The sequence below is a fragment of the Streptomyces sp. SLBN-8D4 genome (assembly GCF_049739545.1).
Taxonomy (GTDB): domain Bacteria; phylum Actinomycetota; class Actinomycetes; order Streptomycetales; family Streptomycetaceae; genus Streptomyces; species Streptomyces canus_C.
In genome coordinates this window covers 5,391,510-5,405,554 of the sequence record NZ_JBMGQC010000001.1, presented here as the reverse complement: position 1 = coordinate 5,405,554, position 14,045 = coordinate 5,391,510, and the positions used below count along the sequence as shown (strand labels likewise).

General features: G+C 71.4%; 11 protein-coding genes. 6 read left to right on the top strand and 5 right to left on the bottom strand.

Annotated features, from left to right (window positions below; translation table 11 throughout):
- Positions 1-2 precede the first annotated feature (2 nt).
- Complete coding sequence (locus RKD20_RS24570) at positions 3-1,397, bottom strand: NCS2 family permease (protein WP_424879595.1); 1,395 nt, start codon at positions 1,395-1,397, stop codon at positions 3-5.
- Between the two features lie 111 nt (positions 1,398-1,508).
- Between RKD20_RS24570 and RKD20_RS24565 the strand changes: the two genes are divergently transcribed.
- The gene (locus RKD20_RS24565) at positions 1,509-1,793 is read left to right on the top strand and encodes a DUF2530 domain-containing protein (RefSeq protein WP_391185642.1); all 285 of its coding nucleotides are present in this window, start codon (positions 1,509-1,511) and stop codon (positions 1,791-1,793) included.
- A 112-nt stretch (positions 1,794-1,905) separates the two neighbouring features.
- Complete coding sequence (locus RKD20_RS24560; RefSeq protein WP_424879594.1) at positions 1,906-4,302, top strand: cation-translocating P-type ATPase; 2,397 nt, start codon at positions 1,906-1,908, stop codon at positions 4,300-4,302.
- A 9-nt stretch (positions 4,303-4,311) separates the two neighbouring features.
- Here the strand turns inward: RKD20_RS24560 and RKD20_RS24555 are convergent, their stop codons facing one another.
- Positions 4,312-5,112: a hypothetical protein gene (locus tag RKD20_RS24555; protein ID WP_424879593.1), complete on the bottom strand. Its 801-nt coding sequence runs from the start codon at positions 5,110-5,112 to the stop codon at positions 4,312-4,314.
- Positions 5,113-5,244: 132 nt separating this feature from the next.
- A complete protein-coding gene (locus RKD20_RS24550; protein ID WP_424879592.1) occupies positions 5,245-6,096 on the bottom strand; it encodes a calcium-binding protein in 852 nt (283 codons plus the stop codon).
- A 93-nt stretch (positions 6,097-6,189) separates the two neighbouring features.
- Between RKD20_RS24550 and RKD20_RS24545 the strand changes: the two genes are divergently transcribed.
- Positions 6,190-6,426 carry a DUF7683 domain-containing protein gene (locus tag RKD20_RS24545; RefSeq protein ID WP_424879591.1) on the top strand — a complete coding sequence of 79 codons (237 nt, stop codon included), beginning with the start codon at positions 6,190-6,192 and terminating at the stop codon, positions 6,424-6,426.
- A gap of 42 nt (positions 6,427-6,468) precedes the next feature.
- Here RKD20_RS24545 and RKD20_RS24540 read toward each other — a convergent pair whose 3' ends face one another.
- Positions 6,469-9,609: a sacsin N-terminal ATP-binding-like domain-containing protein gene (locus RKD20_RS24540; protein ID WP_424879590.1), complete on the bottom strand. Its 3,141-nt coding sequence runs from the start codon at positions 9,607-9,609 to the stop codon at positions 6,469-6,471.
- 169 nt (positions 9,610-9,778) lie between these two features.
- On the opposite strand from RKD20_RS24540, the gene RKD20_RS24535 reads away from it, so the two are divergent.
- Both RKD20_RS24535 and RKD20_RS24530 read left to right on the top strand, forming a co-directional pair.
- Positions 9,779-10,396, top strand: a complete 618-nt coding sequence (locus RKD20_RS24535) for an RNA polymerase sigma factor (protein ID WP_007382855.1) — start codon at positions 9,779-9,781, stop codon at positions 10,394-10,396.
- Complete coding sequence (locus RKD20_RS24530; protein ID WP_424879589.1) at positions 10,389-11,345, top strand: CU044_5270 family protein; 957 nt, start codon at positions 10,389-10,391, stop codon at positions 11,343-11,345. Before RKD20_RS24535 ends, RKD20_RS24530 begins: the two co-directional genes overlap by 8 nt.
- Positions 11,346-11,375: 30 nt before the next feature.
- Here RKD20_RS24530 and RKD20_RS24525 read toward each other — a convergent pair whose 3' ends face one another.
- On the bottom strand, positions 11,376-12,302 hold the full coding sequence (locus RKD20_RS24525) for a DUF3027 domain-containing protein (protein ID WP_424879588.1): 927 nt from the start codon (positions 12,300-12,302) through the stop codon (positions 11,376-11,378).
- Positions 12,303-12,626: 324 nt separating this feature from the next.
- Between RKD20_RS24525 and RKD20_RS24520 the strand changes: the two genes are divergently transcribed.
- Positions 12,627-14,036: an MFS transporter gene (locus RKD20_RS24520; RefSeq protein WP_424879587.1), complete on the top strand. Its 1,410-nt coding sequence runs from the start codon at positions 12,627-12,629 to the stop codon at positions 14,034-14,036.
- Positions 14,037-14,045 lie beyond the last annotated feature (9 nt).

Sequence of the window (14,045 nt, the reverse complement as noted above, 5' to 3'; positions counted from 1 at the left end):
GGTCACGTCAGGCCCAGCGCCGGCATCAGGTAGTAGAAGCCGAAGACCGCCGCGACGACGTACATCGGAACCGGCACCTCCCGGCCCCGTCCGGCCGCCAGGCGCAGCACCACGAAGGTGATGAAGCCCATGCCGATGCCGTTGGTGATCGAGTAGGTGAACGGCATCATCACCATGGTGATGAAGGCCGGGATCGCGATGGTCCAGTCGGCCCAGTCGATGTCCGTGACCGAGTTCGCCAGGATCATGAAGCCCACCGCGAGCAGTGCGGGGGTCGCGGCCTGGGACGGGACCATGGTGGCGACGGGCGTCAGGAAGAGGGCCACGGTGAAGAGCCCGCCGGTGACCAGGTTCGCGAAGCCGGTGCGGGCACCCTCGCCGACGCCGGCCGTGGACTCCACGAAGGCCGTGGTGGCCGAGGACGAGCTCGCGCCGCCCGCGGCGACCGCGAGGCCGTCGACGAAGAGCACCTTGTTGATGCCGGGCATCTGACCCTGGGCGTCGGTGAGCTTGGCCTCGTCGGAGACGCCCATGATCGTGCCCATCGCGTCGAAGAAGCACGACAGCAGGACCGTGAAGACGAAGAGGATGCCGGTCAGTACGCCGACCTTGTCGAAGCCGCCGAAGAGGCTGACCTTGCCGATCAGGCCGAAGTCGGGGGTGGCGACCGGGTTGCCGGGCCACTTCGGGGTCGTGAGTCCCCAGGACGGCACCGTGGCGACGGCCTCGATGATCATCGCGAGGACCGTCATCGTGACGATCGAGATCAGGATCGCGCCGGAGACCTTGCGGACGATGAGCGCGAGGGTCAGCAGGGCGCCCAGGATGAAGACCAGGACCGGCCAGCCGTTGAGGTGACCGTCGGCGCCGAGCTGGAGCGGGACGGTGGTGTGGGCGACGTCCGGGATGCGGGAGACGAAGCCGGAGTCCACGAGCCCGATCAGCATGATGAACAGGCCGATACCGATGGAGATCGCCTTGCGCAGCCCGAAGGGCACCGCGTTCATCACGCGCTCGCGCAGACCGGTGGCGACCAGCAGCATCACGATGAAGCCCGCCAGGACGACCATGCCCATCGCGTCCGGCCAGGACATCCGGGGCGCGAGCTGGAGCGCGACGACGGAGTTCACGCCGAGTCCCGCGGCCAGTGCGATCGGGACGTTGCCGACCACGCCCATGAGGAACGTGGTGAAGGCCGCGGTCACGGCGGTCGCGGTGACCAGCTGGCCGTTGTCCAGCTGATGGCCGTACATGTCCTTGGCGCTGCCGAGGATGATCGGGTTCAGCACGATGATGTAGGCCATCGCGAAGAACGTGGCGAAGCCGCCCCGGATCTCGCGCGGGAGGCTGCTGCCCCGCTCGGAGATCTTGAAGTAGCGGTCGAGGGCGGTCGGCATTGGATGTTCCTACGAGCAGAAGTGGACAGACACAAACCGTTTCAGTATGAACCTATAACGTCAACGGGACCATCTCCGCGCGTAGATGTGATCACCTCGTAAGCTGTCCCCATGGACGTGTTCTCTTCGGGATCCTTCAAGCACGAGGCGCCGGAGCCCCTGGAGGGTCCCGTGGTCGCCACGGTCACCGGCGGCACGATCCTGTGGTTCGTCCTCTTCCTCGTCCAGCTCCCCTTCTACGGCTGGTTCGCGGACCACGACCACACCTGGTGGCTGTGGACCTGCCTGGCCGGCGGCGTGCTCGGGCTGTACGGCACCTGGTACGTGCGCAAGCGGGACGCCGCGATCAAGAAGGCGGACGGCACGGATTCCGCCGCCGACCCTGCTGCCGAGTGACGAGCAGCCCGTAGTCCCACGGCATCACGCACCCGTTCCCGTCTCCTCCCCAGGTCGGAACTTCCGGCCACTCGGCGGGTGAAGCCGCAAAACCGCACGTACCGTCGAATGCATGACGCACATCGACGCGGGCGCCGAACTCGACCCTGTGCACCCCGTGGCACTCCCGGCGCCGGCGGCGGGCGGACTCACCGCGGCCGAGGTCGCCGAGCGGGTCAGCCGGGGACAGGTCAACGACGTCCCGGTGCGCAGCAGCCGGACCCTGGCGGAGATCGTCCGGGCGAACGTCTTCACCCGGTTCAACGCGATCATCGGTGTGCTCTGGCTGGTCATGCTGTTCGTCGCGCCGTTCCAGGACAGCCTCTTCGGGTACGTCATCCTCGCCAACACCGGGATCGGCATCGTCCAGGAGTGGCGGGCGAAGAAGACCCTCGACTCGCTCGCGGTGATCGGCGAGGCGCGGCCGACCGTACGGCGGGACGGGACCGCGACCGCGGTCAGCACCTCGGAGATCGTCCTCCACGACATCATCGAGATCGGGCCAGGGGACAAGGCCGTGGTCGACGGGGTGGTCGCGGAGGCCGACGGCCTGGAGATCGACGAGTCACTGCTGACCGGCGAGGCCGACCCGGTGGTGAAGCGGCCCGGCGACCAGGTGATGTCCGGCAGCTTCGTGGTCGCCGGCGGCGGCGCCTTCCGGGCGACCAAGGTGGGCCGCGAGGCCTACGCCGCCCAGCTCGCCGAGGAGGCCTCCCGGTTCACCCTGGTCCACTCGGAACTGCGCTCCGGCATCTCCACGATCCTCAAGTACGTGACGTGGATGATGGTCCCGACCGCGATCGGCCTGGTCGTCAGCCAGCTGTTCGTGAAGAACAACGACCTCAAGGACTCCATCGCCCGCACGGTCGGCGGCATCGTGCCGATGGTCCCGGAGGGGCTCGTCCTGCTGACCTCCGTCGCCTTCGCCATCGGCGTCGTCCGGCTTGGCCGGAAACAGGCCCTCGTCCAGGAACTCCCGGCCATCGAGGGCCTCGCCCGCGTCGACACGGTCTGCCTCGACAAGACCGGCACCCTCACCGAGGGCGGCATGGACGTCACCGAGCTCAGGCCCCTTCAGGGCGCCGACGAGTCGTACGTACGGAAAGTCCTGGGCGCGCTCGGTGAGTCGGATCCGCGGCCGAACGCCTCCCTCCAGGCGATCATCGACGCCTACCCGGACGCCGAGGAGTGGCGCTGCACCGAGTCGCTGCCCTTCTCCTCCGCCCGCAAGTACAGCGGGGCCACCTTCAGTGAGGGCGGCGGCGAGTCCAGTGCGTGGCTGCTGGGGGCGCCGGACGTGCTCCTGTCCCCCGACGACCCCGCCCTCGCCGAGACCGGGCGGCTCAACGAGCAGGGACTGCGCGTGCTGCTGCTGGCCCGGGCCTCCCGGGACCTCGGCCATCCCGAGGTCGCCCGGGGAGCACGGCCGACCGCCCTGGTCGTCCTGGAACAGCGGTTGCGGCCCGACGCGGCCGACACCCTGCGGTACTTCGCCGAACAGGACGTCCGCGCCAAGGTCATCTCCGGGGACAACGCGGTGTCGGTGGGGGCGGTGGCGGCCAAGCTGGGGCTGAACGGCAGCGTGGTCGACGCGCGGGAACTGCCCGCCGACCCGGACGGGATGGCGAAGGCGCTCGACGAGGGCACGGTGTTCGGGCGGGTCACCCCGCAGCAGAAGCGGGACATGGTGGGGGCGCTCCAGTCGCGCGGGCACACCGTCGCGATGACCGGTGACGGGGTCAACGACGTGCTCGCCCTGAAAGACGCCGACATCGGGGTGGCGATGGGCTCCGGGTCGGAGGCCACCCGGGCGGTCGCGCAGATCGTGCTGCTCGACAACAGCTTCGCGACGCTGCCTGACGTGGTCGCGGAGGGGCGGCGGGTCATCGGCAACATCACCCGGGTCGCGACCCTGTTCCTGGTGAAGACCGTCTACTCGGTGCTGCTGGCCGTTCTCGTGGTGTGCTGGCAGGTCGAGTACCCCTTCCTGCCCCGGCACCTGACCCTGCTGTCGACGCTGACGATCGGCGTCCCGGCCTTCTTCCTGGCCCTCGCGCCCAACAAGGAACGCGCGCAACCGCACTTCGTGCGGCGGGTGATGCGGTACTCGATCCCCGGTGGGGTGGTGGCGGCGGTCGCGACCTTCGTCACGTATCTGATCGCACGTCACCACTACACGGGCGAGGGCTCGTTGGACGCGGAGACCAGCGCCGCCACCCTGACCCTGTTCCTGATCTCGATGTGGGTCCTGGCGATCATCGCCCGCCCGTACACCTGGTGGCGGATCGTCCTGGTCGCGGCGATGGGCCTCGCCTTCGTCCTGGTCCTGGCCGTGCCCCGGCTCCAGCACTTCTTCGCACTGAAGCTGGTCGGCGTGACGATGCCGTGGATCGCGGTCGGCATCTCGGTGGTGGCGGCGGCCGCCCTCGAACTCCTGTGGAGGTGGGTCGACCGCCGCGGTCCCGCTTAGCGCCGGGTTCTACTGGACGTCGACGAAGTCGCCCGCCGCGCTCACGGACGACGTGGTCGTCGTGCCCGCGAAGCTGTAGCGGTAGTAGCCGTCGACCGTCGCCGTGGTCGTCGTCTTCAGCGTGCCCGTGGACGACGTCTTGATGGTCTTGAGGGTCGTGTAGGTGCTGCTGCCCTTCTTGCGGAACTGCAGCTTCACCGGCTGGGTCGAGTAACCCGCGTACTTGTTGGTGTCCCAGTTGGCGCGGGCCAGCTTGCCCGTCACGGTGATGGTCTTGCCCTTCTTCACCGGCTCCGGGGAGGCGTCGGTGGTGAGGGTGGCCCGGCGCTGGACGTGGGTGCTGCCGAGGCCGCCCTGCCAGGTGATGCCGTCGTCGGCGTTGACCGCGAGGGCGCCCAGCTTCCAGGTGCCCGCCTGGCTGCTGATCAGGTCGCCGTCCTCGTCGGTGCCCTTCGGGCGGAACTGGATCTTCGCCGAGCACTTCAGGACCGTCGAGGAGGACGCCGTGCAGGTGCCGGGGTCGTCACTGATGATGAGGTCGTCGGAGTCCATGCCGAGCGTGGCGCCGCGGTACAGGGCGGGCCCCGTCTGGAAGGAACTCGCGCTCAGGTTCGCGGGCTTGGTCACGGTGTAGGTCGCCGAGACCGTGACCGCCGACGTCGTGCCGACCACGATGTCCTTGCCGCTGTTGACCTTCAGGTTGGAGAAGGTGACGGCGGGCCCGGCCGTGGCGGCCTGGGCGGCCGGCACGGCAAGGGTGGAGAGTGCCACGGCGCCGGAGGCGGCGAGGACGAGGGCGCGTATGCGCATGTGCGTTCCCCATGAGGAGAGAAGGATTCGGAGTCTCATGACTCACTTCCTAGATCCCTGACGCATGGGACTGGTTGTACGCGTGGGACGTGATTTGGCCCGCACATGCGCAACGCTTTACTTCGGCCCGACCTACTGGACGTCGATGAAGTCACCCGCGGCGTTGACCGCCGGGGTGGTGGAGGTGCCCGCGAAGCTCCAGCGGAAGAACCCGTCGACCGTGGCCTTCACCGTGGTCTTCAGATCGCCCTTGTTGTTGGTCTTGACGGTCTTCACGGTGGTGTAGGTGTCGGAGTCCTTCTTCCGGAACTGCAGCTGCACCGGCTGGGTCGAGTAGCCCGCGTACTTGCGGGTCTCCCAGTTGGCCCGGGCCAGCTTCCCGGTGACGGTGATGGTCTTGCCCTTCTTCACCGGCTCCGGGGCGGCGTTGGCGGTGAGCGTCGACAGGCGCTGGACCCGGTGGGTGCCGTAGACGTCGTTCCAGTAGACGCTGCCGGCCTCGTCGGCGGCGATCGCGCCGGCCGTCACGTGCCAGGTGCCGGCCAGCGAGTTCATGTACAGGTACCGGCCGGCGTCGACCGTGATGGTCAGCTTGCAGGTCGAGGTGGTGGTGCTGACCGCGGTGCAGGTGGCGGCCTGCTCGTTCGGCCCGAACACACCGTCGACGTGGGCGCGGTCCCTGCCGTGCCACAGGTCGACGTAGGCGTCCTCGATATTGCCGGAGTGGCTGGCCGTCAGCGACACCGTGTAGGTCTTGCTGCCGGTGTAACCGGCCACGATGGCCTTGCCGCCGTTGACCTTCACGTCGGAGACGACGGGCAGTTCGTCGTCGGCGGCGGCGCTCATCGCGGCTCTGGAAACGCCGAAACGCTCCGCGGCCGTGGGTTTGTGCACTCCCCCGCCGTCGGCCTGAGCGACGGGGACGGCTAGGGCGGCAAGGACTAGACCGCCGGAGACGGCGGCCACGGTGGTGCGGATGCGCATGCGTTCCCCCAGGGACTGGTCGTGGAGCCTGGCTGCTCTTGGGGTCAGATGCTCGGCTGGGCCGACGCGTTGCATGCGTGGTAAGAAATTTGTGTGAGCATCGTTTACAGCGTCAGCCGTTATCCGAAGGACGACGAGCGTCCGGACTCGTCCACCGACGTCACCGCGGTCGGCGGGACGGCCTGGGCCGAACTCCTCGGGATCCCGCTGGAGCAGTTGGTCGATGTACATCCGCTCACGCGGGAGCACGCCGAGCGCGTGCGGCAGCTCACCGGCATCACGCTCGACCTGGGGAAGTACGACTACTTCCTGGAGCCCAGCGCGGACTGAGGGAACATGCGGGGACCGTCCGCCCAGGACGGCCCCCCTTGCTCAGTCGAACCAGCGGTCCCGAGCCAGTTCCTCCGTGCGGGTCGGGTCCTCCAGCAGGGCCGCCACCTCGAAGCGCCGTGGCCACTGCCCCGCCGCCCAGGCCAGACCCGCGGCCACGCCCTCCAGGGTCGAGGCGTGCAGGACACCGTCGTTCGTCAGGCGCCAGTCGATCTCCACGCCGTCGACGACGAGTTCGTCGTGCTCGACGTAGGTCGACGGGGTACGGGCACCCAGCAGCACCCCGACCGGCTCCGGGACGTCGTGCTCGGTGCCCTCGGAGTCGACGGAACCGGTGACGGACTCGCTCAGGCGGCGGACCTGGAAGAGTTCGGCCAGTTCGGCGGCCCTGGACGGGCGGACCGGCAGCAGGGGGACGCCCTGCGTGAAGGGGAGCAGGTCCGGGGAGTCGACGACCACCGCGTCGGCGGCGTCCACGACTCCCACCCGGCCGTCGGTCACGGCCCGCAGCTCGTCGGGCAGGGTGACCTGCTCGGGGTCCAGGTCGGCCAACGCGCTGTAGAGGGCGTGCAGTTGGGCCGCCGTCACCGGGCGGTCGGGGTCGGCGAGGCGGTCCAGGAGTTCCGCCGCCCCGCCCGGCTCCGCCAGCAGCGCGGCCACCGAGGTCCGTACGCCCAGTGCCCGCAGCACCTGCTCGTCGTCGAAGCCGGTCGCGTCCGCCTCGTCGTACAGCCCGCGCAGCAGGGGGTCTCCGCCGGCCGCCAGCAGACCGGCCGGGCGGCGGCCGTCGAGCACCGGGTTCCCGCGCAGCCACCACGCGGTGTACGGCCGTACGACCTCGTGCGTGCCGTCCGGCAGGAGGACGCGGACCTGCTGGGTGAGCGCGTCCCTCAGGGGCGGCCGGGCCAGCAGGGCCAGGGCCTCGGGCCACTTGTCCTCGTCGACCAGGTCGAGATCGCGTACGGCGACCAGTTCGGTGGCGACCGGCGGTACCGGGGTGTCCGGGAAGCGGTCGAGGATGTCCTCGCACCACACGTCCACGGCGTCCAGGAGGCCGGCGTCGTCCGGTTCGGCGAAGTCGCCCTCGCGGGGATCCAGTTCATCGGGGTCCAGCACCACGTCCGTGGCGCGGACCAGGGCGAAGTTGGCGAGCACCCCGCAGGCGGCGAGGGGCTGTTCGCCCCACTTCCGGGCCAGCTCGGCGTCCACGAAGGCGAGTTCGTCCTCGCGCATGACCCGCGCGAACGGGCTGCCGGGCAGCACGAGTTCACCGGCGGGGACCAGCTCCCCCTCCTCGTCGGGCAGCGCGAGCGCGCCCAGCCACGGCTCCTCGCCGGGCTCCAGGCCCGCGTCCCGGACGAGCGCGAGGACGGTGTCCGCCAGCTCTTCGGCGTCCGGGGTGTCCTGCTCCCAGCTCATGCCCCCGTCGTCGTCCAGGGAGGCGGCCACGGCGGCCCGCACCTGAGGGGTGGTGAGCACCGCGCGCGCAGTCGCGGGCAGCGCGCCCAGCTTCTCCAGGAGCGGGTGGGCGGCGGCCGGGTGGGCGACCTTGAGGCCGAGCCTGGCGAGGATCTCGGCGTCGATCAGGGGCCCGTCCGACGTGGGCAGCAGCACCTGCCGGGGCCCGATCGTCGTACGCCCGTCGGCGAGCGGCACGGGAAGGCCGGAGAGCCGGTCGAGGTCGACGCCCGCGAGGCTGTCGTAGAGCCGCTGCCACCACTCCGGTTCCTTCTCCAGGCCCGCCAGCCGGTCGATCGCGTCGGTCAGCGGGACCCGGGCGACGCCCAACGTGCGCAGTTCCACCCGGCGTTCGAGACCGGCGGGCAGCAGGGTGGGCAGCACCTCGGCGAGCACCCGTACGGTGTCGGCGCCCGCGCCCTCGACGACCTCGGCCTCGCGCGGGCGCAGCGCCTCGGGCAGTTCCGAGTCGTCGCCCGGGTCGAGCGCGGGTGGGAGGAACGCTGGGGGGGCGGGTGGGAGAAACGCAGTGCGCGGGAGGCGGTCGAGGATCGCCCCCCGCAGCGCCCCGTCCAGCTCGCCCTTGCCCAGCGGGCCGGGCACCAGCGCGATGATTCCCTCGCTCACCGGCCGCCAGCCGGCGAGGAGTTCGGCGTACACGTCCGCCGCGCGCTGCACGAGGAAGTCGGTGAGGGGCCCGGGGGCCGCGTGCCGGCGGGTGGTGTCCAGCGGGAAGGACCCGATGAGCAGCGCGGGGACGCCGAGCGGTTCGTCGCTGGGCGTCGGGGCGTGCACGACGGGGCTGGTGCGGGGGTGGGCCGGGGTGCCGTCGGGGTCGGCGGGCACGGCCCAGGTCAGCGACCAGTGCGGCCGCAGCCGCTCCTCGACGGGCCGCCCGGCGAGCAGTTCGGGGGTGAGCGGGCCGTGCGCCGCCGCGGTGCGCCACCGGGTCGTACCGTCGCGCGAGTCCTCCACGACGGTGAGCTCGCCCTCGGTGCGGCGGCTGATCGTGCGGGTCGTGTCGGTCTCGATCACGACCTCCTCCAGCCCTGGCAGGGCGAGGAGCAGGGCGTCGTCGACGGCGTTCAGCAGGCGCTCGGCGAGGTCGGCGGCGGCGGTGTCGCGCAGCGGGAGGATGACGACGGTGTCGTAGGGGTCGGGCGCGGTGCCCTCGGCGGCGAACGGGAGCCGCAGCAGCGGGACATGGCCGTCGCGGCGGCGGATCTCGTCACCGAGGCCGGGGCTGTGGCGGGCGGTCTCGGCGGCGTGGTCGCGGGCCTCGGCGAGGGACCAGCGGACCCCGCCGTGGCGGCCTACGACGGCGGGCTCGTCGGTGACGGCGAGCACGGCGGCGAAGCCGACGCCGAAGCGGCCGACGGAGCCGTCCGTGTGGTCGCGCTTGGCGGAGGCCCGGAGCGTGGAGAGGGACTCGACGCCGGTCGCGTCCAGCGGGGCACCGGTGTTGGCCGCGAACAGGACGCCCTCGCGAAGGGTGAGCCGGAGCCGTCCCGGCACGCCCGCCCTGGCCGCCGCGTCGGCGGCGTTCTGCGCGAGCTCGACGACGAGTCGGTCCCGGTACCCGCCGAGGACGAGATCCTCCTCGGCGTTGGCGTCCTCCCGGAACCGGGCGGGGCTGGTGGCCCAGGCGTCCAGCACCCCTCGCCGGAGCCGGGCGGTCCCGAACGGGTCGGCACCCTCGGCAGCGGGCCGCACGAACTTGCTCACGTTGACTCTCCTCATCGGCGTGACGATGAAGGTACCGCGACGAGCAAGGACGGAAACGCCGCCCCAGCGGCCCTCACACCTCGTCCCCGAGGGAACCGGATTCCCGCGAGCGGCGAAGTACCGGTACAAGCCCGAGCTTCACAGCGCCACAGCGACGAAAGGAGCCCCGATGACCGTCGAACCAGGCGTCAGGGTGGGGCAGGACAGCGACGCCTCGGTGATCGAACGGTCGTGGGACGAGCCCGAGACCTTCGCCCTGCTCTTCGACCGCCACGCCGACTCGGTGCACCGTTACGCGGCGCGCCGGCTGGGTGCGGAGGCGGCCGAGGACGTGATGGCGGAGACCTTCACCACCGCGTTCCAGCAGCGCTTCCGGTACCGCACGGAGGCGTCCGACGCCCGTCCCTGGCTGTTCGGTATCGCCACCAACCTCATCGGCCGGCACCGCAGGGCCGAGGCCCGGCGGCTGAAGACGCTGGGCCGGCTGCCTCCGGCGGCCCCCGGCGGTGCGGCCGAGGAGACGGTCGCGGACCGGGTGGCGGCCCGGGTCAGCGCCCAGGCGGTCAGCGGCGAACTCGCCGGTGCCCTCGCCCGGTTGCCCGCCCGGCACCGGGACGTGCTGCTGCTGGTCGCCTGGGCCGACCTCGGCTACGAGGAGGTCGCGGCCGCCCTCGGCGTGCCGGTGGGGACGGTCCGGTCACGACTGCACCGGGCTCGCAGAAAACTTCGTGAGGCATTGGGCGGATCCGATCCGACCGCTCTCCGAGAGGAATCCGACGATGAATGAGATCGAGCTTCTGAGGGAGTGGGACGCGGACGCGCCCCCTCTCACGGACACCGCCCGCGCCCGCGCCCGCTTCCGCCTGTACCAGGCGATGCAGGCCCCGGCCACGACACCCGCCACCGGCCGCGCCGTCGGCCGCCGTCCGCTGCTGCGGATCGCCGTGGCCTGCGCCGCGGCGGCCGCGGTCACCGCGACCGTGGTGGTCGCCCAGAACACCGGGGAGAACGCGCCCCGCACCCAGACCGTCAGCGCGACCACCGTGCTGCGGGGGGCGGCGGCCGAGGCACTGCGGACCGAGAAGCCGCTCGCCCCGCGCGACGACCAGTTCATCTACACGAAGGAGGTCATCGAGCTCAAGCCGGTCTCGGGCGGTCCCGTGAAGAGGTACGTCGACGAGAGCTGGAGCTCGGTCGACGGGTCCAAGAAGTCCTACGTCAGCGAGCTGGGCAACAAGCAGTGGGTGCCGCCGTTCAAGAAGGGTGAGTCCACCTGGCCGCCGCGCGAGTGGTCGAAGCTGGAGAAGCTGCCCCTCGACCCGGCCAGGCTGACGATCGTCCTGCGCGACGGAGGCCTGAAGCCCGACTTCGGCCGGAAGACCCGGGCGGACGAGTGGCCGCAGGTCCAGTTCTTCCTCTCCGGACTGCTCCGCGACTCCGTCCTGCCCAAGGGACTGCGCTCCGCGGCGTTCGAGGCGCTCGCCGCCGTCCCCGGGGTCGAGGTGCTGCCGGACCGGACCGAGTTCAACGGGCACACGGCCATCGGTGTCCGGTACGTCGGCCCTCGCGGCACCCCCTGGCAGGACGGCGGGCGGGTACTGCTCTTCGACGCGAAGACCTACCGCTACCTGGGCCTGCGTGAGCGGACCGAGGCGAAACTGACGACCAAGGTCTACGACCAGTCGCAGTACATCGTCGCCGACGGTGTGGTGGACCGGGTGTTCCAGCGCCCCTGAGCCCGCGCCCTTCCTGCGAGTGACCCAGTCCTACGAGTGACCCAGCTCCGCCGTGTCCTCGTCCGCCAGCGCCGGCACCGACCCCGAGTCGGATGCCGGTCGCAGCGGGAACGGGTCCACCCGGGTCTCGTCGATCACCGGAAGGGCAGGCTGCGGGGGCTTCGGCATGACGGCCGCTTCCGAGTGGCCCCCGCAGCCGTAGGACAGCGAGACCACGCGGCCGTCCGCGGGGGAGAACTCGTTCGCGCACAGGCCGAAGGCCTGGCCGAGCGAGCCGCCCAGCGGGACCAGGAAGCCGCAGCTGGCGCAGGTCGCCGGGGCCGCCTGGGCCATGGGCGTCTTCCCGCCGAAGGACTCCTCCCAGCGGTCGGCGGCGATGTGCAGGCCGTAGCGGGACAGGACCCGGGCGCGGCGCATGCCCAGTTCCTCGGCGACCGCGGCGATCGAGCCGCGGGTCGGAGCCACCGGGAGGTTCGAGACGGTGCCCGCGGTGAGCTCCGCGTCCTCCGCCTCGACCAGCTCGGCCATCTCCTCGGAGACCGGCGCGCTCGGCAGCGGCTCGTCCTCGCCCGTGTAGCCGGGCTCCAGGCGCAGGTCCTCGGCGTCGGTGGGGAGCAGATCGCCTGGGCCCATGTCGCCGGGGCGCAGGCGTTCGCTCCAGGGCACCCACTCCGGGGCCAGCAGCGCGTCCGGGCCGGGGAGCAGGACGACCTCGTCCAGCGTCACGAGCTTCGCGCGGGAGGCGCGCGCGACCGTCACGGCCCAGCGCCAGCCCCGGTACCCGAGCTCCTTGCACTCGAAGAAGTGCGTGACGACACGGTCTCCCTCGGAGACCAGGCCCGAGTGCTCGCCCACCACACCGGGCGCGGCGGCCTCCTCGGCGGCGGTGCGGGCGAGGTCGACGGCCTCGGCGCACAGGCGGTCGGGGGTGCGGCTTCGCGTTGTCGCTGCGCTCACAGGTATCGCTTCTCTCCTACGCCGTCACTCGGGTGCGCCGGCCTGAAGGCGGTGGGTGCGGACGGAGCGGACCGGAGGACCGCGTCGACGTCCGCGCCCGGTCGCGCTCGGGCGCACCTGCTCCATCCATTCTGCGGGATGCCGGAGAGGCGCGCGGCCGAGAACGTTCGCCACGGCGCGCTACGCACGCTACCTGTTCGCCGCCGCTCGGCCTACACCGACGTGATGGTTCGTTGCCTCCAGTGGGTCTGCGGTGGCACTTCATATGCGTTCATACGCGCGGTAACCGCACTACTCACAGCTTTCTCGGGGCACTATGACGGGGTGGCAGCCGCGAGGACACCCCAGGGAGCCACCGGGATCGGTGGCGGTTCGGGCCGGATTACCCAGATGACTGGGCCCGTGCGCGCCGTCGGCCGTGCCCTGCACTTCCCGTTCACCGGTACGGCCCGCGGCATCCGCAAGGCGACCCACGCGCACGGGGCGGGCGAGTCCGGCCTCGGCAAGCTGATCGAACTGCACGCCGTCAACGGCGCGGGGGACGTGATGATCACCGTCGCCCTGGCCTCGACGGTGTTCTTCTCGGTGCCGACCGACGAGGCCCGGGGGCGCGTCGCCCTGTACCTCGCGATCACCATGGCGCCCTTCACGGTCCTCGCGCCCGTGATCGGTCCCCTCCTCGACCGCCTTCCGCACGGCCGCCGCGCCGCCATGGCGGGCTCCATGCTCGCCCGGGCGATGCTGGCGCTGATCATCGCCGGGGCGGTCGCCACGGGCAGCCTGGAGCTGTATCCGGCGGCCCTCGGCGTACTGGTGGCCTCCAAGGCGTACGGCGTCGTCAGAAGCGCGGTCGTGCCCCGTCTGCTCCCGCCCCGCTTCTCCCTCGTCAAGGCGAACTCCCGCGTCACCCTCGGCGGACTGCTGGCCACCGGGATCGCGGCCCCCGTCGGCGCGGGGCTCCAGGCCATCGGACCGCGCTGGCCGCTCTACGGCGCCTTCGTGATCTTCATCGCCGGTATGTTCCTGTCCTTCTCGCTGCCGCCGAAGGTCGACTCGGCCAAGGGCGAGGACGTGGCCCTGCTCGCCGCCGACGAAAAGCATCTGCACGGCCCGCACCTCCAGCCGGTCAAGCGGCCCGGGCTGCGTACGGTCGGCACCGCCGTCACCCATGCCCTCGGCGCGAACGCGGCCCTGCGCTGGCTGTCCGGCTTCCTCACCTTCTTCCTCGCCTTCCTGCTGCGCGAGCATCCGCTGACCGGCCAGAGCGCGGCGGTCTCGCTGGGCCTGGTGGCCGTGTCGGCGGGCGCGGGCAACGCGCTCGGCACGGCGGTCGGCGCCTGGCTCAGGTCACGGGCGCCGGAGATCATCATCTTCACGGTGGTGGCCATCGTGGTGGGCGCGGCGATCACGGCGGCGATCTTCTTCGGGGCGTTCCTGGTGGCGTGTCTGGCCGCCGTCGCCGGGTTCTCGCAGGCCCTGTCCAAGCTGTCCCTGGACGCGCTGATCCAGCGGGACGTGCCCGAACTGGTCCGCACCTCGGCGTTCGCCCGCTCCGAGACGCTGCTCCAGGTGTCCTGGGTGTTCGGGGGCGCGGTCGGCATCGTGATGCCGCTCAACGGCTATCTCGGCCTCTCGGTTGCCGCGGCGGTCGTCGCCGCGGGCTGGCTGGCCACCGCGAGGGGACTGCTCAGCTCGGCCCGGCACGGCACCTCCTCCACGGCGCGAGTGGCGTAACGAACAGGG

What these genes read in the sequence shown, in the direction of transcription:
- RKD20_RS24570 (WP_424879595.1), bottom strand. Translation starts at nt 1,397, where the DNA reads ATGCCGACCGCCCTCGACCGCTACTTCAAGATCTCCGAGCGGGGCAGC.
- RKD20_RS24565 (WP_391185642.1), top strand. Translation starts at nt 1,509, where the DNA reads ATGGACGTGTTCTCTTCGGGATCCTTCAAGCACGAGGCGCCGGAGCCC.
- RKD20_RS24560 (WP_424879594.1), top strand. Translation starts at nt 1,906, where the DNA reads ATGACGCACATCGACGCGGGCGCCGAACTCGACCCTGTGCACCCCGTG.
- RKD20_RS24555 (WP_424879593.1), bottom strand. Translation starts at nt 5,112, where the DNA reads ATGCGCATACGCGCCCTCGTCCTCGCCGCCTCCGGCGCCGTGGCACTC.
- RKD20_RS24550 (WP_424879592.1), bottom strand. Translation starts at nt 6,096, where the DNA reads ATGCGCATCCGCACCACCGTGGCCGCCGTCTCCGGCGGTCTAGTCCTT.
- RKD20_RS24535 (WP_007382855.1), top strand. Translation starts at nt 9,779, where the DNA reads ATGACCGTCGAACCAGGCGTCAGGGTGGGGCAGGACAGCGACGCCTCG.
- RKD20_RS24530 (WP_424879589.1), top strand. Translation starts at nt 10,389, where the DNA reads ATGAATGAGATCGAGCTTCTGAGGGAGTGGGACGCGGACGCGCCCCCT.